Genomic DNA, 20,193 nt, shown 5'->3' on the forward strand with positions numbered 1-20,193 from the left:
GTTTCAGCGTCTGCTTTTTTAGGATGTTGGGGACGTGGGCTAACCTTACGCCAACCATGGCGTTTAAGAAGAGCATAGAAACCTTCTAAAGTTGTTTGGCGACCAACTGTTTCTTGATAAGCTTCAAAGAGTGAGTTGACAGTCACGAAGTCTCCATTCAAAGCAGAAGAGAGCTGTTCTTTCAGGAAATTTTCCTCCTCTTCATGCGTCATATAAGACCGACAACGTCCGCCACGCTTTTCTTTTAATAGAGCCTCTAATCCTCCACTTAGATAGCGATTCAATAGGTTTCGTACTGTCTGATGGACAAATCCTACTGAGTTGGCTGCTTTTGTTAAATTACGGCATTCAGAATAAAGAATAAGTCCCTGAATTTTTCTATGATGCGGAGCGTTATTTTTGTCTTTTAGTGCTTGTTTTAATTCTTTAACATGAGTTGGAGTGAGTTCATTTATCATAACACTATTATAACGCTATTTTTGATTTTTGCTTAGTATAAATAGTCTTTTACATGTAACTAACGTCGAAAAGCATCCACAATCGCTTTAAATTCTTCATTAGTTAAAGTAATACCTTTTCCCATCTTGCTATGGTCAGGACTCCAAGTACGAATATCCCACTTGGCCTCTGCACCATTAAAGCTGACACGGTTCAATTCTTTAGTCCAACCTTTATCACTTTCTGATAAGGTTAATAAATGTTCCTCGATTTTAAATGTAAATTCTGACATCTTTTTCCTCCCTATCTATCTATTCGAAAAATAATCGCAAACATTAACATTTTTTCAAACTTTTCTATGACTTACGCTAAAATTGTATTATCCATTTTTGAGACGGCAGCCTATCAACTCACTTGTCATTCCTATTAGCTAAGGCAAGCAACCGTCACCTTGTTTGCCTTACTTAGGTTTAGAATCTCTTAGGAGAAAAGGTATTCTCTATTTTATTTTTATAACTTTTGTATTAAGCCCTTATGGTTTTACTTGTCCCATCTTTTTGGTAAAGATTAACCAAACCTTCTTTACAAGCCCTAATCATATCACCTGGCTTAACTTCTCTTGGCAAGGAAATGGTTAATAACTCCATTGGATTTGGGGCACGATCAATCTTTTGACCATTAGCATCATGTAAGTCTTTAATAACTGCTTCAAAGTGTCGAAAACCTGGACCATAACACTCAATTGGGTCACCTTCCATGATAACATTACGTTGACGAATGGTTGCTGTCATACTGTCTGTATCAAAGGAAACCACTTCTCCTACAAATTTGTATTGTGGAATTTTACGGCGAGCACCAAAGAGCTGCTCATTTTCAGTCGGTATTCCGTAGTAAAACCCTGTTGCCAATTCTCGTTGTGCAACCTTCCATAACTCATCAATCAATTCATCTTTGATGGCATAAAAGGCTTCCGAACTTTCCATATAAGCGTCTACAGCTGCCTTATAACAGTTGGTAACAGTTGAGACATAATGAATGGATTTCATGCGCCCTTCAATTTTAAGACTATCCACACCATTTTCAATGAGGTCAGGAATATGTTCAATCATACACATGTCAACGGAAGACATAGAATATTCTTCTGGAATTTCCCCTTTTAAGGAACGTCGTTCTGAACCAAATGGCATATCATACAAGTCATATTTCCAACGGCAAGACTGAGAACATCCCCCACGATTGGCATCACGATGACTCATGTGATTTGACAAAACGCAACGTCCTGAGTAAGAAATACACATGGCTCCGTGGACAAAAGCCTCAATTTCCACATCTGTGCGCTTTCGGATTTCCGCTAATTCTGCCATGTTAACTTCACGCGCTAAAACGACACGGGTCAAGCCCATTGCTTTCCAAAATTCAAAGGTTTCGTAATTAGTCGATGATGCCTGGGTTGATAAGTGAATTTCCAACCCCGGTGCTTCTGTTGAACAAATCACAATCAAAGCTGGATCCGAAACAATAACTGCATCAAGTCCCATATCACGTAACTGGCAGAACCACTCGCCCGCCCCAATTTCATTTCCCTCATGTGTGACCATATTAGCAGCGACATAAACCTTAGCTCCACGCGCATGGGCATAGTCAATCCCTTCTTGCAATTCTTCCATAGAGAAATTTCCTGCACGACTTCTTAAACCGTAGGCTTGTCCCCCTACAAAAACAGCATCCGCACCGTAATCAATAGCAACCTTTAATTTTTCCAATGTCCCCGCAGGCGATAAGACCTCGGGACGTTTCTTTATATTTGACATCTGATATTCTTTCTATTTTCAAGATAGGTAGATTACCTGTTTCCCATTTTTATCCCCTTGTCTTGACTTGAAATAGCAAACTCACTCAAGACAAGTGTTTGATTTTATTTAACGGTTTTAGGATCAAAATTATAAAAACCAGTATCTAAACCACGACCGACTGGATGATGTGCTTGCACTTGTTGATCAAGTTTTTCAGCCTTTTCTTGAGTAAATTGCCCTGTCTCCAACAATGCCTTCGCTTGGATAAATAATTTGGCGATGGTCACAAAATTGTCACCTGGACAATAAATCCCATCTAATTTCCAATGAGTCAAGCCATGCTCATAGAGCTCACCCAATTTAGACATCATATCAATATCATTATTAATGAAAATGTGCGTACCATGATTATCCTCATAAATCGAATAATGACTACTTGCATCCCCTGGCTCTGCCAAGAATAAACCTCGATTACGACTAACCTCATCATCAATTTTGCTAAAATGGTAATAATTTTCTAAAAGTGGTCGTTTGGAATGATGGATGACTGAAGCGCCATAAACCAGTACTTCTGCGGGAAATTCAAGATTTTTGGCTAAAGTGAATAATTCGGCAGACGGAATTTCCCTAGCCAAGACACTTTCAACTGCACCATGTTGTCCCCAAAAATTCACTTGCCGACTTGACGTCACAAAGACTGATGTGTCATAAATTAAATTAAAATGGTAACCATCTCTTTTGTTAACATAAAAAACACCTGCATCACCAACCACAAGATAATCAACCGCAATTTCTTTCATCAAGTCCAAAAAAGGAGGGATCTGATCCATCATATCTTGATGCATTAAGGCATTACAGGCTACAGTAAGTTCTTTGCCCGCATCATGAACTAGCTTGGCAATTTGTCTCAGTTCCTCATAAGAAAAATTATGAGGAAGACGTAACCCATAATTTGCTTCACCAACATAAATACGATCAACACCAGCAGCTAATAGCGCCTTGACTTGGTCAATGCTTTCTGCTGTGGCTGTAATAATTATTTTTTCCATATAATTTCTATTATACCAAAAATTTGAATAGGTCAAGCATATTTCTTACAAAATCTTACAGTTTCCAATGACTAATCCTTTTGGAAATATCTTAGCGACCCTATAACAATTTTAAAAAAAGATGACAAAAAACGACTTTTGTGATAAAATGGTTTAGCATCTCAAGGAAAGGAGAGGACTATGCCTGCACCATTAAAAAAGCATCATGAGCTTGAAGATTACGACTTGTCTCAAGAATCACAAGATAAATTCCGAGATTTTCAAGATTTCAGTGGTCAAAGTGCTAAATTAAGCGAATTAGTATTTTTTGTCCGTGTTGCTAGCTTTAGTTTAATTACGGTTCTATTTGCATTTGTCCTACTCGTCATGAATTTAGCCCCTGTTTGGGCTTTCTTATTCGCTAGTATCATGGGTCTTGGCATTACTTCCTTGTTGTCCAAAGGCATCAAAACATTATTAAAATAGATGACGGAGTTAAGCTAAGCTTAACTCTTTTTATTTCTGCACTATTTAAAAAGCTTTCTCTCCCCGAGAAAGCTTTTTATTAATTATCTTTTGCCCCTTGATTTGTGCTAACCTTTGCTTCAATATCTTCGTAATCAATAATAATATCATTTTCACTTAAATCAACGCTAAAATGATCATTTATTTCTACATCAACAACGGGAGTTTTCGTTTTTTGCATAAAGTCAGTTGCTTTATCTTTAAAAAGATCTAATAATTGGTCTCCTGTTAAATCACCAGACTCTACTTTTTCTCTAAGGTCATTAAAAGTATCGCATGCCAAGCTAAGATACTCACTTCCTTTTTCCTTTACTAATTGATGATACTCGTTTGGATTTTCCTTGTAGGCTTGACAAGCCTTTTCAACCCTTGCCTTAAAAGCCTTACCTTTTTCAGTTGATAAAAAATAGCCCACAGCCGCTCCTGAAACAGCACCGATCATTAAAGTTTTGAAACACTTACTCATGATTTTTCTCCTTTTCTCCCAAATAGTGTTGAAACGATTTTGCTAATAAGAGCAACCTTGCCCACCTTTGTCATGTTGCTTGTTGCACTTGTTGCTTTTTGCCCAAATTGTCTTGCCTGAAGATTTAAATCAGAAACACTTTCTGATAAATCAGCAATCGCAACAAATAAAGGGGCAATTGTTGCTAGCTTTCCATTAACATCTTCTGCAAAAACATTGGCTTTTGCCAAAATGCCATTGGTTTGATGGAGGATCACATTGACATCACTCGTTAAGACCGTGAGGCTTTTTTGAGCTTCATCAATCATTTCAGATGCCTTTTTCAAGACAACGATTAAGAAAATAACCAAGGCAACAAAGGCTAGTGCAATAATAATAAGTGAGATTCCAACTAAATCCATAAACTTCTCCTTTTTCTATTCTTGATAATAAGGAATTCCCTTTTGATGACGTCTTTTCCAGACAAAGATAATACCAATTATAATGAATAAAACTGACACATATTGGGAGACACGAATTCCCAAAAACATAAGACTATCTGTTCGCATGCCTTCAATAACTAGCCGTCCAAAACCATACCAAATGAGGTAAAAGGTGAAGATCTCGCCATCTAAAAGACGTTTTGGTTTGCGGCGCCAAATCATGATAAGTATAAACCCTAAAAAATTCCAAAGTGACTCATAAAGAAAAGTTGGAATGCGGTAACTACCGTCAATAAACATTTGCTGACGAATAAAGCTAGGAAGGTAGTCCAAGTTGCTGACAGCTTTACCATAGGCCTCTTGGTTGATAAAATTTCCCCAGCGACCAATGGCTTGAGCAAGCATAACCCCAGGGGCAGCAACATCTAACAAGTGGATGGGATTAAGTACCTTGTAGTAACAATAAATCAAAAGGATAATCACACCTGTAATAAGACCACCGTAGATAGCAATTCCTCCATTCCAAACGGCGATAATTTCATCTAAATGGTGAGCGTAATAAGACCATTCAAAGATGACATAGTAAAGCCTCGCCCCAATAATGGCAAGCGGAAAGGCAATAAGAATGAAATCAAGAATATCATCGGAGGACAGACGTTTTCTTGGTGCTTCTTTTGACGCTAAATAAACTGCCAAAATTAAACCTGTCAGAATGCACAAAGCATACCAATGAACAGTCAAAGGTCCGAGTTTGAAAGCAATAGGATTAATCATTGATTTGCCTCATTTTTAGTAATTAGTTGTGTTAAGCGATCTTCAAAAGTTTTAGTAGCGTCAAATCCCATTTCTTTGGCACGGTGGTTCATTGCTGCTGCTTCAATCACAACTGAAACATTACGACCAGTTTTAACCGGAATACGGATCCGAGGGATACTGACACCAGAGAAAGTAATTTCCTCATTGCCGTTTCCAAGTCGATCAAATACTTTACCTGCTTCAAAGTTTTCAAGATAAATCGCCAACTGAACTTGTGATGAATCCTTAACAGCACTGGCACCATAAAGTGACATCACATCAATAATCCCTACCCCACGGATTTCCAATAAGTGACGCAAAATTTCTGCTGGTTCACCCCAAAGGGTTTCTTCATCTTTAGCATAGACATCGACACGATCATCAGCAACCAAGCGGTGTCCTCGCTTAACTAATTCCAAACCAGTTTCACTTTTACCAATACCAGAATCCCCTTGAATAAGAACTCCCATACCATAGATGTCCATTAAAACACCATGAACACTGGTACGTTCAGCAAGTGAAGCATCAAGAAAATAGGACATTTCCCCTGCCAAACGGCTAGTAGAAACACGACTACTCAAAAGAGCAATACCTTCTTCTTTCGCAGCTTGAATCATTTCTTCTGGAATGGTTAAATTTCTTGAGACAATAACAGCAGGTGTGTCTTTTTTAAACATCTCTTTTAAGACTGAATAACGATTGTGAGAGGTCATTTGAGTAAGATAAGACCACTCTTTCATTCCAAAAAGCTGCAACCTTTCTGGAGCATAATAATCAAAATAACCAGTCATTTCAAGACCAGGACGTGAAATATCGGATGTTGTTATTTCTTTTCCCAACAAGCTTTCTGTCGCATAAACCACATTAAGCTTGACTTTTTGAACTAACATCTTTACAGTAACGGTCATAATTTCTCCTTTTCAATATTATATCACAAAACAACAGCTAAGCCCTTACAAATACCCAATTTTATGATAACCAGAACAAGAAAAGTTGTTTATCAAGATGGTTAATTGTTCAAAGATATTCTTCTAGTGATTTCTTAGCGGTGAGCAATGGTTTAAAACAGTAAAAGAGCCCTATCACGTGATAGAGACTCTCCAACTCATTCATCAATAGATGATTGTGATTTGCCAATCAAGACCCTGTTATCTCTTAATGGCTTTTTGACCTACTGATTCTTATTACCAAAACCAACCATCTTCTTTGTCATTTAAAACATCAGCCTCTTTACGGCGACGTGGTCCACGTCCGTAGTAGTCATCAATTAAATCCTCTTTGTATGGTAGAAAAATGGCCAACAGAATATAGAGAATAAGACCAAAACGTGTGAAAAAAATTAGCAAAGCAGTAAGTACACGAGCTAATGGTAAATCCCAACCATATTTATCAGCTATCCCAGCCACAACACCCGATATGAGTTTATTTTTGCGCTGTTTATAAAATTTAGATCCCATATTTCCTCACTCCTTATTCTATAATACTAGTTTATCCTTTTTTTGGCAAAAAAAATCAGCCTTACGACCGATTTTTTTCAATGAGTTTTCCACGACACTTTCCACAAACGTATTTAGTCAGATTAATCCGCCTTTTACGCTGATAGTCTTGACCACACTTTTGACAAGAATAGTGATAGTTAGCCTGATTTGTTTGACTAACTGGCGCATAGCGTAAGCCATCCACTTGAGCTAGAAGTTCTTTAAATGCCTTGTCTTTGTGCTGATAACCCAAACCTGCATAATACAAATGGTAGTGGCAAAGTTCATGACGAACAATTTTTCTAAAAACAGCTTCGCCATGTTTTTCTAACAACTGAGGGTTGAAGTCTAAGTGACCGTCTTTTGGAAAGAAACGACCGCCGGTGGTTTTTAAGCGCTTGTTCCAATGGGCATTATGCTTAAAAGGTTTTCCAAAATCAGTTAGAGAGACTTTCCGAACATAATCAATAAGCTTCACGAGGCGGTAAAAGACTCAGATTGACTTTGTGGCGGTTTAAATCAATCTTTGATACCCAAACAGTAACCAAATCACCAACTGACACTACTTGACTTGGATGATTAACAAAAGTTTTACTCATCTCAGAGATATGAATAAGACCATCTTCGTGAATGCCAATATCAACAAAGGCGCCAAAATCAACGACATTTCTGACAGTTCCTTCTAATTTTTGCCCAATCTCCAAATCCTTTAAATCAAGAATATCTTGACGTAAGATTGGTGCTTCAAATTCATCACGAAGATCACGACCTGGTTTGAGAAGATCTGCAATAATATCTTTAAGAGTTGCCTGACCAATAGCAAGATTTTCTGCCATTTCAGCTACTTGAACAGTTTGCAATTTTGCTCTGGCAGCATCATTCAACTCGTTAATAGCTAATAACTTGAAGAGTGCTTTCACCGCTGGGTAAGATTCTGGATGGACACCGGTATTGTCTAAAATATTCTCAGCATTGGGAATACGAAGGAAACCAGCTGCCTGTTCAAAAGCCTTTGCCCCCAATCGCGGAACCTTTTTAATCTCTGCACGCGAGGTAATTTCACCATTTTCCTCACGATATTTGACAATATTTTCAGAAATGGTTCTGTTTAAACCTGAAACGTGAGCTAGAAGAGACGGGCTGGCTGTATTGATGTTCACACCAACTTGATTAACCACGGTATCCACGACAAAATCGAGGTTCTCGCTGAGTTTCTTTTGGCTGACATCATGTTGGTATTGACCAACACCAATCGACTTAGGATCAATTTTAACCAATTCTGCTAGTGGGTCTTGTAGCCGACGAGCTATGGAAATAGCAGAACGTTTTTCCACAGTTAGTTCTGGAAATTCATGACGAGCTAATTCTGAGGCTGAATAAACAGAAGCCCCACTTTCATTCACAATGACATAAGAGGTGTCTGGAAAATCTTTCAATACTGCTGCTACAAAGGCCTCGCTTTCTCGACTAGCGGTACCATTTCCGATAGCAATAATGTCAATTTGATAAGTTCTAATTAATTCTGCTAAGGTGATTTTTGCTGCTTGAATCTTAGTTTGACTAGCTGGTGCCACTGGGTAAATAACCTGAGTGGTCAAGAGTTTTCCAGTCTGATCAACCACAGCCAGTTTAGCACCTGTTCTAAAAGCAGGGTCAAAGCCAAGAACCCTTTTTCCTCTTAAAGGCGATACCAATAAAAGATGTCGTAAATTTTCTGAAAAAAGGTGAATCGCACCATCTTCTGCGGCATCACTCAATTCCGTCCGAATACGTCTTTCCATCGCGGGTACAATTTTCTTTTTAACCGTTTGACTGATAACTTCTTCAATATAAGGATTGATCTCTTTAAAACGCATGCTAAAAAAGCGTAGCATTTTTTCAATATTATGTTCAAAAGAGACCTTCAAGACACCTAGTTTTTCCCCACGATTCAATGCTAATGTTCGGTAACCCTGCATTTTGGAAACCTGATCAGAAAAATCATAGTAAATCTGAAAAACGTTTTTCTCATCTAAACTGTCATCTTTGACGCTAGAAACTAATTGGCTATAATTCCAAATTTCATTGTAGGTCCAAGAACGTAATTTGGCATCTTCTGACATGGCTTCCACCAAAATAGCAATAGCTCCTGCAAGTGCTTCTTGAGAAGTCGCAAAACCTTCTGTGGTAAAGGACTCTGCCGCTGCTTCAAGATCATTAGCATTTTGTAAAATCAAACGTGCCAATGGGAATAGACCGGCTTCACGTGCAAGAGTTGCCTTTGTCCGACGTTTTTCTTTATAGGGAAGATATAATTCTTCTAAGTCTGCTAACTTGTCAACAGTTTCAATGCTAGCTTTCAGCTGGTCAGTTAATTTGCCTTGCTCTTCAATTTTTGCAAGAATCGTTGCTTTACGCTCATTCAGATTGGTAAGAGATTTATCCATATCAATGATGGATTTAATCGCCACTTCATCTAAGTTTCCAGTAATTTCCTTGCGATACCGAGCTATAAAAGGAATGGTATTGCCTTCAGCTGTGAGAGCAAGGACTTGTTCAATTTGATGGAGATTAATCCCCAACACTTCTGCAATTTTTTGACTAGTTCTATTTTCCATAATATTATTATAACATAAAGAAATCATTGGGGAAGTTGAGAAAGAATTGCTGAGAAATCATAACCACCCGTCAAACGGGTGGTTTGAACAAGGGCTATAAGCCCACATCACCAGCCAGCGCCTAAAGACGCTGGCTTTCACGTTGTTCAAGCCTCACTGCTCTTGACTCGTCACTAACCTCTCAAAGAGGTAATCGTATTACTTGCCACTATCCCTAAAGGGATCTTCATATTCTTTCACACTCAGTTTATCTAGTGCCATATCATGCTTTTCCTGTTCTTGAATATATTTCTTTATGGTGGCTTCATTAAGTCCAACTGTACTCACGTAATAGCCCTCTGCCCAAAAATAGCGATTCCCAAACTTATATTTGAGATTGGCGTGTTTGTCAAACATCATGAGAGCACTTTTCCCTTTCAAATATCCCATGAAACTTGAAACGCTAATTCTAGGCGGAATACTAACCAACATATGAACATGGTCTGGCATGAGATGACCTTCAATAATCTCAACACCTTTGTAGCGACATAAACGGTGGAATATCTCGCCTAAACTGCTTCGATATTGATTATAGATAATTTTTCGTCTATACTTAGGGGTGAACACAATGTGATATTTACAATTCCACTTTGTGTGTGATAAACTATGCGCTTTTTGTGTCATACTTTTCTCCTTTCGCTTTACAGTGGGCTTGAACACCTCTATTGTACCGCGTTTGGAGTTTTTTGGTATAACCTCCTTTGCGCACCCGCATAGCGGGTGGTTTATTTGTCTCGCACCTCACGGAGCGAGACGGACTAAAAGTCACATAAGAAAAAAGTAAACACCAAAAGGTTTACTTAGCTTGAAAAAAAGTCCATTTTGGATAATTTTTTCTGTCTTTTTCTTTATAAATGAAAAATGCCCTCCTAAAAAGATTACTCTAACAAGCTTTCTAAGACTACCCAGCAATCTGCAACCATTTGATAATTTATTAACTACGATAATTCTAAAGTGATCACTCTTTAGATATAGTCATCTACTGACTCTGCCGAATTAATTGTCTACTAGGTCGTGATATACTAAGAAAAATACTTTGGCTTTGGATTTGTCACCAAATGATAGTATAATAGAGTCAAAGTCGCGGCACTATACTAAATGTCGTTTAAAATGATTCTTCGGCAATAGGTTTAGATTTCAGTCAACACCGCTTATAAAACCGTTGTAAAAACAATATCTCAACTGAAAGTAGGTTTTACCCATGGCAATTACCCATAAGAAAAATGATCAACTCGAAAAAATGATGGCAAGCTTTGCAACCGTCCCTAGCTTTGAGAAACCTTTAGCTATCGATTCTGACGGAAAGATTCTAAGATCTGAAAAAGCAAAATCTTCTGATAATGTAAAATCTAAGCATTAAATCTTGTTTTTTTCTGATACTTTCGATCTCAGTTTCTATATAAAGATCTTATTTTATTATCCATAGAAAGGACATGACGAATGTCGCCTTTGTCAAATCTACCACCGAGCGTACTTCAATGGTTTGCTATTTTTTTATCAATCATCATTGAAGCCCTACCTTTTGTTTTTTTAGGGACTATTTTATCAGGATGTATCGAAGTTTTTGTCACACCAGATTTGGTTCAAAAGTATCTCCCAAAGCAAAAATTCTTGCGTATTTTATTTGGAACCTTTGTCGGCTTTGTTTTTCCTTCTTGTGAGTGTGGTATTATTCCTATCATTAACCGCTTTCTGGAAAAAAAGGTCCCTAGTTATACTGCTATTCCTTTCTTAGCCACAGCTCCCATTATTAATCCTATCGTCTTATTTGCTACTTATTCGGCATTTGGAAATTCACTACGCTTTCTCATGCTACGACTCTTCGGCGCTATTTTAGTTGCCATTACTTTGGGTTTACTTCTTGCCTTTATCGTCGATGAAACGATCTTAAAGGAAACCGCTCAACCTGTTCATTTCCATGACTACTCTCGTGAAAGTATTCCAAAACGGATTTATTTAGCCTTAGCACATGCTATTGATGAATTTTTCGACACAGGAAGGTACTTGGTTTTCGGGACACTAATTGCCTCTGCTATGCAAATTTATGTGCCAACCCGTATATTAACCACTATTGGGCATAGCCCCCTGACAGCTATTTTAATCATGATGCTCATGGCCTTTATTCTATCACTTTGTAGTGAAGCAGACGCTTTTATTGGGGCTTCCTTGCTGTCAACTTTTGGGGTGGCACCAGTCCTTGCCTTCCTCTTAATTGGTCCCATGGTGGATATAAAAAATCTCATGATGATGTTAAAGGCCTTTAAGGGGCGCTTTATCATTCAATTTATTGGTGTATCCGTCATTATGATTACCGTTTATTGTTTACTTGTGGGGGTGCTCTAATGATTCGTTTCTTAATCTTAGTTGGCTATTTTGAACTAACAATGTATCTCCAATTATCCGGAAAATTGGATCAATATATCAATGCTCGCTATTCTTATCTAGCTTACATTTCTATGGTTTTGTCCTTTATTCTAGCTTTAGTACAACTTTACACTTGGATGAAAACGATTAAAGTGCATAGCCATTTAACTGGAAAAATAGCAAAGCTAACCAGTCCGTTTATCTTAGCCTTTCCTGTCTTAGTTGGTCTTTTTGTACCAACAGCCACTCTTGATTCGACAACCGTTTCAGCCAAAGGATATACTTTTCCACTAGCTGCTGGGGCTGCAAAATCAGGGGTCAGTGATGATGGCACCACTATTCAATATTTAAAACCTGATACTAGTCTTTATTTTACAAAGTCTGCCTATCAAAAAGAAATGCGAAAAGAACTTAGCAAGTATAAAGGGAAGAAGCCTCTGACCATCACCACTAAAAATTATATGGAAGTGATGGAACTCATCTACCTCTACCCTGACGAATTTCTTGACCGAGACATTCAATACACCGGTTTTGTTTACAATGAACCTGAGCATGACAATTACCAATTTCTCTTTCGTTTTGGTATTATCCATTGTATCGCTGACTCTGGGGTGTATGGTCTTTTGACCACAGGCAGCCCAAAAAGTTATCCTAATAACACTTGGTTAACAGTAAAAGGAAAACTCCATATGGAATACAACAATAAGTTAAAGCAACAGCTCCCTGTTCTTCAAATTTCAGAAGTGCATCGAAGTCAGGAACCCGATAATCCTTATGTTTACCGTGTTTTTTAAACCCTAACAAAAACCAGTTGTTTCTTAGTCATAACCACCCGTTTTCACGGGTGGCTTGTACACCGGCTATAAGCCGTTCATCTCCAGCGACGTCTAAAGACGTTCGCTGAACTTCGTTCAGGTTATACTTTCGTTACTTGACTGATGCCCGTAACAACGGGCTTTTATCTTGTCCTGAATCCTCCGTCAGAGAACGGATCTTCATATTCTTTAACACTTAACTTATCGAGTGCAATGTCATCCTTCTCTTACTCGCGTATATATTTCGCTACAGTTTTCTCAGTTAATCCAACTGTACTGACATAATATCCCCTAGCCTAAAACTTACGATTTCCATATTTATATTTTAAATTGGCGTGCTTATCAAATATCATCAAAGCACTTTTACTTTTTAAGTATCCCATGAAATCTGAAATCGCAAGTTTGGGTGGAATAAGCACAAGCATATGGACATGATCTGGCATCAGGTGTCCTTCAATAATTTCTACTCCTTTGTATTGACATAGATGACGGAAAATTTCAATTAAATCCTGTCTTATTTTGTAGTAAATGAATTTGCGACGATACTTTGGTGTGAAGACAATGTGATATTTGCACATCCATTTTGTATGTGATAAACTGTAACTGGTTTTAGCCATTTATTTTTCCTCCTTTGTCTAACCTAAACAATTAGATTGTACTAGGAAAAATAAATGGAAGCTACAAGCCTTGTTAGCCACCAGCTTAGCTGGTGGTTTTCTTGTTTTCCTCTTCGCGAAAAACTGCCTCGAAGCCATAATAAAACCATAGCGCTTACTTAATTGGGCTGTGGACATAGAGACACAATCAATACATCCCCAAGAAGTGTAACCCATGACCTCAACACCATCTTCAATCGCTTTGGCAATTTGAACGAGGTGCTGCTGCATGTAGTCGATACGATAATCATCGTGAACCGTCATGCTGCCATCTGCGGTTGGTACCAGCTGATCCTTTGCCCCTAAGCCATTTTCAACAATAAACAAAGGAATCTGGTAGCGGTCATAGTACTGATTCAAGACCAGACGTAGACCAATTGGGTCTATCTGCCAACCCCACTCAGATGTTTTCAACTGAGAGTTGACTAGCTCACCTAGAATATTACCTTGGCTGCGTCTTCAAAGGCAATCACAATATGGTTAGCCTTAAAATGTGAGCAAACTATCCTTGCATCAAATTCCAGCATTTTTAACAGTTCAGACAACAAGCTTCTGACAAGTTTAACATTCTATGTTACAATGAATAGATAAGTTAAAGGAGTTACAATGTCAAATCATCAAACTGTTTCAAAACAAACCGTAATGGCCATTGTTGCCATAGCGCTCATTGGTTTTTCAGGAATTTTATCTGAAACAAGCATGAATGTGACTTTTCCAACACTCATGTCTGTCTACCACTTACCATTGAATCATTTACAGTGGATAACAACGATTTACCTACTAGCGGTGGCTATCATGATGACCACTTCCGCAACGCTCAAGAAGAATTTTAGAGAAAGACAACTCTTTTTTGCTGCCTCAGCTTTGTTCATCTTTGGAACTATTTTAGCGGTGTTAACCCCGTCATTTACAGTCATGCTGCTGGCAAGAATATTCCAAGGCATGGGGACGGGTATCATTATGCCCCAAATGTTTAATATTATTTTAGAACGGGTACCTATTCATAAAATTGGTATGTTTATGGGCTTTGGAGGTCTCATCATCAGCCTAGCACCTGCTTTTGGTCCAACCTATGGCGGCTTTATGATTAGCCATTTTAATTGGCAGTGGATTTTCATTTGTACCTTACCGGTACCCATTATTGCTAGTTTAATCGCTTATTTCTACCTAGAAGACTCTAAATCTAGTAAGAAAGTTCCTTTTGATTTTATTGCTTTTACAGCGCTTGCTATTAGTTTAAGTTTTGCTCTATTAGTCATTACAAGTTTGGAAACTGGGCAAATGAATTGGCTCTATTTCGGGATTTTTCTTGTTAGCTTTAGTTTCTTCCTTTATAAGAACTTATCCAGTGTCCAACCTTTTCTTGATATTCGCATTTTGAAAATACCGTCTGTCACTTTCGGTCTCTTTCCCTTTTTCGTCTTCCAAATGATTAATTTGGGCATTAATTTCTTAACACCAAACTTTATCGTTATGGAAAAAATCGCAGACAGCTCACAAGCTGGCATGGTATTATTACCGGGTACCTTGCTTGGGGCATTCCTTGCTCCCTTGTTTGGGAAATTTTACGATGCCAAAGGTGCTAAGCTTTCCCTCTATATTGGTAATTTGCTATTTAGTATTTCGTTAATAATAATGACTCTATTAACAAGACACTTTATGCTCACTAGCTTTACCCTACTCTACATTGTCTTTACTTTCGGACGCAATATGAGTTTCAATAATACCCTTGCCACTGCCATTCAAGAACTGCCTACCGAAAAAAATGCAGACGCAACAGCTATTTCCCAAATGATGCAACAATTTGCTGGTGCTTTAGGAACAGCTCTTGCCTCATTGATAGCCAATAGTCAGCCAGAATTCACAGCAGGAGTCCAATCCGTTTATTTCCTATTTACAGTCTTTGCTCTGCTAAATTTCCTCTTTTTCTTTATCATGTTTAGACAGTTAGATAAAAGTAGGATTGCTAGCGAGTAAGTCAAGTCGCTTTGAATATCAAAATCAGTCTAAGACAACCTAGACTGATTTTTATTTTCTAGAGAATTCCTTCCAGAAGTCCTCTCATAAAGTCTTCCGAATGGAATTCGCCAATATCATCCATTTTTTCCCCAAAACCGATAAATTTAACTGGAATATCCAATTCTTGGCGGATAGCTAAAACCACACCACCTTTCGCGGTGCCATCAATTTTGGTTAAAATCAAACCTGTCAGTGGTGTGATTTTTGAAAATTCCTTGGCTTGACTAAGAGCATTTTGACCTGTTGAGGCATCAAGTGCCAAGAGGGTTTCGTGAGGGGCATCTGGTAGGACACGCTTAATAATACGCCCCATTTTTTCAAGCTCTGCCATGAGATTTTCTTTATTTTGCAAGCGTCCAGCCGTGTCAATTAGGAGAATATCAGCGCCTTCTGCTACAGCCTTTTCCACCCCGTCAAAGACAACAGAAGCTGGGTCTGCCTTTTCAGGACCAGTAATAACTGGTACTTCCACTCGGCGACCCCATTCAACCAACTGAGCTACAGCTCCAGCACGGAAGGTATCAGCTGCTACCAACATGACCTTTTTACCTTCTCGCTTGTAACGATAGGCAAGTTTTCCGATTGATGTAGTTTTACCAACCCCATTAACACCGACAAATAACATAACGGTTAGCCCATCTTGATAGTTGATGGCTTCATTATAAAGACCGTCTTTGTCATAGATAGCCACAAGCTTTTCCACTATTAGACGTTTTAAGGCATCTGGTTTTTTAGCATTTTCAAGCTTGGCTTCATAGCGCAACTCTTCTGTCAAGGTCGTGGCAACATGGACACCAACATCTGAAAGAATTAGGATTTCTTCTAATTCTTCAAAAAATTCCTCGTCGACACGTCTAAAATTAGCCAAAAAACTGTTTAAGCGTGCTGAAAATCCTGTTCGTGTTTTCTTCAAACTACGCTCGTATTTTTCCTGATCTGTTTCAGGGGGTTCTACAGCAGTTTCTTTCTGAACCAAAATTTCTGATTTTGACGACTCAAGCTGAGAAGTGTTTAGTTCTGGTATAACCGAAACGTTTTCTACTACTTTTTTCTGAAGATTTTTTCCCAGTTTAGCCTTGTTACGATAATAGTCATCCGTCAATTGCTGATTAGCTAAGTCATCTTGACTTGATGCCAACTCTTTGGTAGCGGCACTAGTCTTACTATCCGCCACAAATTGTTCCTTAACCGGTTGATAAAAGTCTGAAGAAATCCCTTTTTTGCTTACCATTTCTTTCTGACAACTTTTATCACGTTCTTTTGATTCTTTTTGCACATACCCCAAATTTTTGGTTACTTCGTGCTCCTCAGATACTTGTTCAACCTTTTCCAAAGGCATTTTTTTACTAGCTATCTCTAAAGCATCTTGTTCTGTATCAACATCAATGATTTTAGGTTCTTCTTTTTTTCCAAATAAACGATCAAATAATCCCATTAGTTTTCCTCATCTAAAATAAATCTTGTCACAGCCTCTGCTACACCAGATTCATCATTGGTCAAGTTTGTTACGGCATTAGCTACTTTTTTAGCACCCTCTACACCATTTGCCATAGCAACACCAAGCCCTGCCCATTCCAACATGGTAAAATCATTTGCTTCATCCCCCATTGCCATGACATGTTTGGCTTCAAATCCAAGATGCTGACAAAGCAAATCCAACCCCAAAGCCTTATGTATGCCTTTTGGCATGATTTCAAAAATGACATCTCGTGATTTAAAAGCTTCAAAATCTTCAAAAATACTTGGTGCTAGTTTAGCAATTTGTTGATCTAAAACATCTGGATCAGTAACAGTAACAATTTTATTGTAGGCAATCGTTTTGGGAAGCTCTGTCACTGATTTAACGTCTATAAAATTCAAGAGTGGATTAGCTAAATGGTATTGCGAATGCCTACCATCACTACTTGGAATGCTGTAAACATCACCATCGCTAATTATATCTGTTGGCAAACCAACTGCTTCAAGTTCTTTGTGAATATGACTAACTTGTTCAAAACTAAGAGAACTCTTATCTAAAATCTCACCTGTATTGCGCTGAACCAAACCACCATTAAAGGTGATGCTGTAATCCTCGTTATCAAGCAAGTCTAATTCTTCCAAAAGATTTCCGATAGCTTTAAGAGGTCTACCTGTTGTTATAACAACTTTGATCCCTCTTGCTCTAGCTGCTGCCAGAGCTTTTTTATTGGCATCACTAACAATTTTTTCAGTATTATAAAGGGTGCCATCAAGGTCAAGGGCTAACATTTTAATATCTGTCATTGAATTAATCCTTCTAAATAAGTTAATACCGCTCCATCATTGCAGTGACCGATGACTTCATCAGAAATAGCCTTAATCTCTGGTCTGGCATTTTTAGTTGCAATAGCTTTTCCTGCAAATGTTAACATTTGATAATCATTGAAATTATCCCCAAAAGCAATGGTATCTGTAGCATTGATTTCCAAGGCTTGACAAAGATGATTCATTCCAAAACCTTTATTAACTTCTTTTAGGATAATGTCAATAGAATCAAAACCGGTTGTTACTGCTGAAGCGTAAGGAAGTTCTTGACTTAACCATTCACTGGCAGCTAAGACTGTCTCTCCCGTGAAATGAGTAGAAACTTTAAAAATAGAATCATCAATAATTACATCCAAATTATCAATCACTTTGACGTTCGCATAATAGTGATGCATCTTTTGAATGTAAGCCTCTGTAGCGCCTTTTAAGATGTAAGCGGCCTTTTGACCTGAAAAAATCATACCAGTCTCTACATAGTAAGGATTAGCTAAGATTTTTTGAGCCACTTCTGTATACTGTGGCTTGGTCATAAAGTCTGCAAAAAGAATATCCCCTCGGTACTGAACTACTGACCCATTCTCAGCGATAATGGCAATTTGATCTAAAAAAGGGGCAAATAACTGATCAATAGCCAAAAGTGAGCGACCACTAGAAACAGCAAACAACATTTCTTTTTCAGCTAATCGAGGTAAAAGCGTAGCTAATCTTTCCCTATCATAAGTACCATCCTCTGCTAAAAAAGTACCATCCATATCTGTTGCGATCAATTTAATCATACAATCTAACCTTTATCCTTTTTAGGGGGTGCAAAACCCCATCGGGGTGTGCATCTCAAATCCTAATGTAACTTCTTTTATTATAACACAGAAACACCAAAAAGACGTGCCGAATTGACACGTCCTTATCTTCTATAAATCAATCTGTACGCCATTTTTGAAAGTTAGGCTGATTTTCTTACCCACTTTGATGTCTAGTCTCTCAACACTAGTCTGCCAGAGTTCTTGGTTGAAATCTGTGCTGAGGTCGCCCTGCTGCTTAAGTTGTCGAATAAAACCATCTAGGCTGAGCCTCTTACTTTTCTGATCTTCTAAGGCTGAAGTCGCTTCCTGCAACTCTTTCTGTTTTTCTTGGTAGGCTATTACTAGGGTATCGTACTGCTCTTGGTAAAGCTCTTGATTCTGAGCCTTTCTTGCATTTCTATCAACCAAGTCCTCAATGTCTTGGCGAATGGTTTCAAGTTTCCTCTCCAATTCATCAATCGTATCTTCAAGTGGCGAGGTATCTTTTGCCATTTCAATTAAGAGTTCTGTATTAGCCATAATCTCCTCTCGATTGCTGAGGAGTTGATTTATTGCTGATAGGAACCATGCTTTAATTTCTTCCTCCGTCACATGAGGTGTCTGACATTTATGCTCACCTTTGTACTTGGCATTGCACTGATAAATGGTTCGCTTATACTTGCTGGTAGAATGCCACACCTTGCTCCCAAAGGCTGACCCACATGAACCGCAGATAAGTCTCCCTGTAAAGATGTTACTAGATTGCCGTTTCTTCTCTAGCTTATCCAATTCAACCTGAACCAAATCAAAGACTTCACGTTTGATAATGGCTTCATGGTTGTTCTCTACATAATATTGAGGCAACTCACCTTCGTTTGGTTTGATGCTCTTCGTCAAGAAATCAGTTGTAAAACTTTTCTGAAGAAGGGCATCACCCTTATATTTTTCATTCCGAAGCATACGTTTTACCGTGCCATAGCTCCACTTCCTTTTCCCTTGTGGGGTTGGAATGCCTTGGGCGGTCAACTCTCTCGCAATTTTATTGGGATTATTCCCTAGTAGACATTGGTGGAAAATGTATCTTACAATTTTTGCTTCCTCTGGATCAATCTCAAAGCCACCAGTGTCACTTTTCTTAAAACCAAGAACTTGGCTGTAAGAAAAGGTCACTTGCCCTTCTGCCAACTGGCGTCGTCTTCCCCATGTCACGTTCTCTGAAATCGAGCGACTCTCCTCCTGAGCAAGGCTTGACATGATGGTAATCAAAAGCTCCCCTTTGGAGTCAAAAGTCCAAATGTTCTCCTTCTCAAAATAGATTTCAACACCTACTTCCTTGAGCTTTCGAACCGTTGAGAGGGAGTCAACTGTGTTTCTGGCAAATCGACTGACCGACTTCGTTAGGATAAGGTCTAGCTTCCCGTCAAGAGCATCTTCAACCATTTCTTGAAACCCAAGTCTCTTTTTGGTGTTTGTTCCACTAATCCCTTCATCGGAATACATCTTGACAAATTCCCAATCCGAACGACTGTTGATGTAGTCTGTGTAGTATGTCATCTGTGCTTCATAAGAAGTTGTCTGGTCTTCATGGTCAGTTGATACCCTGGCATAACCCGCCACTCGTCGTTTAGTAAAACTCGGCAGGTCAATCTTATGGGTTACTTGTTTGGCTGGTTCTATCGTGATGACTTTTTTCATT

General features: G+C 38.5%; 20 protein-coding genes and 3 pseudogenes. 5 read left to right on the plus strand and 18 right to left on the minus strand.

What is annotated here, in order from left to right:
• The 4 genes from H346_RS10305 to H346_RS0106975 form a co-directional block, all read right to left on the minus strand.
• Positions 1 to 458, minus strand: a 458-nt coding sequence (locus H346_RS10305; protein WP_156888871.1) for a helix-turn-helix domain-containing protein, incomplete at its 3' end; no start/stop codon positions are given.
• Between the two features lie 59 nt (positions 459 to 517).
• Positions 518 to 730: a YdbC family protein gene (locus H346_RS0106965; RefSeq protein WP_027970449.1), complete on the minus strand. Its 213-nt coding sequence runs from the start codon at positions 728 to 730 to the stop codon at positions 518 to 520.
• Between the two features lie 232 nt (positions 731 to 962).
• Positions 963 to 2,249: a peptidase U32 family protein gene (locus H346_RS0106970; RefSeq protein WP_027970450.1), complete on the minus strand. Its 1,287-nt coding sequence runs from the start codon at positions 2,247 to 2,249 to the stop codon at positions 963 to 965.
• A 104-nt stretch (positions 2,250 to 2,353) separates the two neighbouring features.
• A complete protein-coding gene (locus H346_RS0106975) occupies positions 2,354 to 3,280 on the minus strand; it encodes a peptidase U32 family protein (RefSeq protein WP_027970451.1) in 927 nt (308 codons plus the stop codon).
• Positions 3,281 to 3,460: 180 nt separating this feature from the next.
• Here H346_RS0106975 and H346_RS0106980 point away from each other — a divergent pair, with 180 nt between their 5' ends.
• Positions 3,461 to 3,745, plus strand: coding sequence for a DUF3270 domain-containing protein (locus H346_RS0106980; protein ID WP_027970452.1), 285 nt, complete (start codon positions 3,461 to 3,463; stop codon positions 3,743 to 3,745).
• 79 nt (positions 3,746 to 3,824) lie between these two features.
• On the opposite strand, the gene H346_RS0106985 is transcribed toward H346_RS0106980, so the two are convergent.
• From H346_RS0106985 to tnpA (H346_RS0107020), 8 genes are all read right to left on the minus strand, one after another.
• Positions 3,825 to 4,250 (minus strand): YtxH domain-containing protein, encoded by a 426-nt coding sequence (locus tag H346_RS0106985; RefSeq protein ID WP_027970453.1) that lies wholly within the window; start codon positions 4,248 to 4,250, stop codon positions 3,825 to 3,827.
• Positions 4,247 to 4,651 carry a DUF948 domain-containing protein gene (locus H346_RS0106990; protein ID WP_027970454.1) on the minus strand — a complete coding sequence of 135 codons (405 nt, stop codon included), beginning with the start codon at positions 4,649 to 4,651 and terminating at the stop codon, positions 4,247 to 4,249. Before H346_RS0106990 ends, H346_RS0106985 begins: the two co-directional genes overlap by 4 nt.
• 15 nt (positions 4,652 to 4,666) lie before the next feature.
• Positions 4,667 to 5,446 (minus strand): prolipoprotein diacylglyceryl transferase, encoded by a 780-nt coding sequence (gene lgt / locus H346_RS0106995; protein ID WP_027970455.1) that lies wholly within the window; start codon positions 5,444 to 5,446, stop codon positions 4,667 to 4,669.
• On the minus strand, positions 5,443 to 6,375 hold the full coding sequence (hprK, locus tag H346_RS0107000; RefSeq protein WP_027970456.1) for an HPr(Ser) kinase/phosphatase: 933 nt from the start codon (positions 6,373 to 6,375) through the stop codon (positions 5,443 to 5,445). The genes lgt and hprK overlap by 4 nt, the downstream gene beginning before the upstream one ends.
• Before the next feature lie 276 nt (positions 6,376 to 6,651).
• The gene (locus H346_RS0107005) at positions 6,652 to 6,924 is read right to left on the minus strand and encodes a PspC domain-containing protein (protein WP_027970457.1); all 273 of its coding nucleotides are present in this window, start codon (positions 6,922 to 6,924) and stop codon (positions 6,652 to 6,654) included.
• Positions 6,925 to 6,985: 61 nt separating this feature from the next.
• On the minus strand, positions 6,986 to 7,423 hold the full coding sequence (locus tag H346_RS0107010; protein ID WP_027970458.1) for a SprT family protein: 438 nt from the start codon (positions 7,421 to 7,423) through the stop codon (positions 6,986 to 6,988).
• Positions 7,410 to 9,542, minus strand: coding sequence for a Tex family protein (locus H346_RS0107015; RefSeq protein ID WP_027970459.1), 2,133 nt, complete (start codon positions 9,540 to 9,542; stop codon positions 7,410 to 7,412). Before H346_RS0107015 ends, H346_RS0107010 begins: the two co-directional genes overlap by 14 nt.
• A 198-nt stretch (positions 9,543 to 9,740) precedes the next feature.
• Positions 9,741 to 10,205 (minus strand): IS200/IS605 family transposase, encoded by a 465-nt coding sequence (gene tnpA, locus H346_RS0107020; RefSeq protein ID WP_027970460.1) that lies wholly within the window; start codon positions 10,203 to 10,205, stop codon positions 9,741 to 9,743.
• A 577-nt stretch (positions 10,206 to 10,782) separates the two neighbouring features.
• Here tnpA (H346_RS0107020) and H346_RS10675 point away from each other — a divergent pair.
• The 3 genes from H346_RS10675 to H346_RS0107035 all read left to right on the plus strand — a co-directional run bounded on the left by H346_RS10675 (position 10,783) and on the right by H346_RS0107035 (position 12,739).
• Positions 10,783 to 10,941 carry an SPJ_0845 family protein gene (locus H346_RS10675; RefSeq protein ID WP_027970461.1) on the plus strand — a complete coding sequence of 53 codons (159 nt, stop codon included), beginning with the start codon at positions 10,783 to 10,785 and terminating at the stop codon, positions 10,939 to 10,941.
• Between the two features lie 80 nt (positions 10,942 to 11,021).
• A complete protein-coding gene (locus H346_RS0107030) occupies positions 11,022 to 11,924 on the plus strand; it encodes a permease (RefSeq protein WP_027970462.1) in 903 nt (300 codons plus the stop codon).
• Complete coding sequence (locus H346_RS0107035; protein WP_027970463.1) at positions 11,924 to 12,739, plus strand: TIGR03943 family putative permease subunit; 816 nt, start codon at positions 11,924 to 11,926, stop codon at positions 12,737 to 12,739. Before H346_RS0107030 ends, H346_RS0107035 begins: the two co-directional genes overlap by 1 nt.
• Before the next feature lie 164 nt (positions 12,740 to 12,903).
• Here H346_RS0107035 and tnpA (H346_RS09860) read toward each other — a convergent pair.
• Together tnpA (H346_RS09860) and H346_RS0107045 are read right to left on the minus strand one after the other, a co-directional pair.
• Positions 12,904 to 13,377, minus strand: a pseudogene (tnpA, locus tag H346_RS09860) (IS200/IS605 family transposase).
• 126 nt (positions 13,378 to 13,503) lie between these two features.
• Positions 13,504 to 13,866 (minus strand): annotated as a pseudogene (locus H346_RS0107045) (family 1 glycosylhydrolase); the annotation flags it as partial.
• A gap of 156 nt (positions 13,867 to 14,022) precedes the next feature.
• Here H346_RS0107045 and H346_RS0107050 point away from each other — a divergent pair.
• Entirely contained in the window at positions 14,023 to 15,393 is a 1,371-nt protein-coding gene (locus H346_RS0107050) for an MFS transporter (RefSeq protein WP_027970465.1), read from the plus strand.
• Between the two features lie 58 nt (positions 15,394 to 15,451).
• On the opposite strand, the pseudogene ftsY reads toward H346_RS0107050, so the two are convergent.
• The 4 genes and pseudogenes from ftsY to H346_RS0107070 form a co-directional block, all read right to left on the minus strand.
• Positions 15,452 to 16,387 (minus strand): annotated as a pseudogene (gene ftsY / locus H346_RS0107055) (signal recognition particle-docking protein FtsY); the annotation flags it as partial.
• A gap of 482 nt (positions 16,388 to 16,869) precedes the next feature.
• Complete coding sequence (locus H346_RS0107060; protein ID WP_027970467.1) at positions 16,870 to 17,697, minus strand: Cof-type HAD-IIB family hydrolase; 828 nt, start codon at positions 17,695 to 17,697, stop codon at positions 16,870 to 16,872.
• Positions 17,694 to 18,494: a Cof-type HAD-IIB family hydrolase gene (locus H346_RS0107065; RefSeq protein ID WP_027970468.1), complete on the minus strand. Its 801-nt coding sequence runs from the start codon at positions 18,492 to 18,494 to the stop codon at positions 17,694 to 17,696. Before H346_RS0107065 ends, H346_RS0107060 begins: the two co-directional genes overlap by 4 nt.
• A gap of 132 nt (positions 18,495 to 18,626) precedes the next feature.
• Positions 18,627 to 20,192 carry a recombinase family protein gene (locus H346_RS0107070; RefSeq protein ID WP_027970469.1) on the minus strand — a complete coding sequence of 522 codons (1,566 nt, stop codon included), beginning with the start codon at positions 20,190 to 20,192 and terminating at the stop codon, positions 18,627 to 18,629.
• Position 20,193: the final 1 nt, after the last annotated feature.

The organism is Streptococcus castoreus DSM 17536, assembly GCF_000425025.1.
In the GTDB taxonomy this organism is placed as follows: Bacteria; Bacillota; Bacilli; order Lactobacillales; family Streptococcaceae; genus Streptococcus; species Streptococcus castoreus.

Excerpts from the sequence above, each read along its gene's own strand:
- H346_RS0107005 (WP_027970457.1), bottom strand. The coding sequence starts at position 6,924 with ATGGGATCTAAATTTTATAAACAGCGCAAAAATAAACTCATATCGGGT.
- H346_RS0106970 (WP_027970450.1), bottom strand. The coding sequence starts at position 2,249 with ATGTCAAATATAAAGAAACGTCCCGAGGTCTTATCGCCTGCGGGGACA.
- H346_RS0107030 (WP_027970462.1), top strand. The coding sequence starts at position 11,022 with ATGTCGCCTTTGTCAAATCTACCACCGAGCGTACTTCAATGGTTTGCT.
- H346_RS0106980 (WP_027970452.1), top strand. The coding sequence starts at position 3,461 with ATGCCTGCACCATTAAAAAAGCATCATGAGCTTGAAGATTACGACTTG.
- H346_RS0107015 (WP_027970459.1), bottom strand. The coding sequence starts at position 9,542 with ATGGAAAATAGAACTAGTCAAAAAATTGCAGAAGTGTTGGGGATTAAT.
- H346_RS0106965 (WP_027970449.1), bottom strand. The coding sequence starts at position 730 with ATGTCAGAATTTACATTTAAAATCGAGGAACATTTATTAACCTTATCA.
- H346_RS0106975 (WP_027970451.1), bottom strand. The coding sequence starts at position 3,280 with ATGGAAAAAATAATTATTACAGCCACAGCAGAAAGCATTGACCAAGTC.
- lgt (WP_027970455.1), bottom strand. The coding sequence starts at position 5,446 with ATGATTAATCCTATTGCTTTCAAACTCGGACCTTTGACTGTTCATTGG.
- H346_RS0107050 (WP_027970465.1), top strand. The coding sequence starts at position 14,023 with ATGTCAAATCATCAAACTGTTTCAAAACAAACCGTAATGGCCATTGTT.
- H346_RS0107060 (WP_027970467.1), bottom strand. The coding sequence starts at position 17,697 with ATGACAGATATTAAAATGTTAGCCCTTGACCTTGATGGCACCCTTTAT.
- H346_RS0106990 (WP_027970454.1), bottom strand. The coding sequence starts at position 4,651 with ATGGATTTAGTTGGAATCTCACTTATTATTATTGCACTAGCCTTTGTT.
- H346_RS0107065 (WP_027970468.1), bottom strand. The coding sequence starts at position 18,494 with ATGATTAAATTGATCGCAACAGATATGGATGGTACTTTTTTAGCAGAG.
- H346_RS0107070 (WP_027970469.1), bottom strand. The coding sequence starts at position 20,192 with ATGAAAAAAGTCATCACGATAGAACCAGCCAAACAAGTAACCCATAAG.
- H346_RS0107035 (WP_027970463.1), top strand. The coding sequence starts at position 11,924 with ATGATTCGTTTCTTAATCTTAGTTGGCTATTTTGAACTAACAATGTAT.
- H346_RS10675 (WP_027970461.1), top strand. The coding sequence starts at position 10,783 with ATGGCAATTACCCATAAGAAAAATGATCAACTCGAAAAAATGATGGCA.
- tnpA (WP_027970460.1), bottom strand. The coding sequence starts at position 10,205 with ATGACACAAAAAGCGCATAGTTTATCACACACAAAGTGGAATTGTAAA.
- H346_RS0106985 (WP_027970453.1), bottom strand. The coding sequence starts at position 4,250 with ATGAGTAAGTGTTTCAAAACTTTAATGATCGGTGCTGTTTCAGGAGCG.
- hprK (WP_027970456.1), bottom strand. The coding sequence starts at position 6,375 with ATGACCGTTACTGTAAAGATGTTAGTTCAAAAAGTCAAGCTTAATGTG.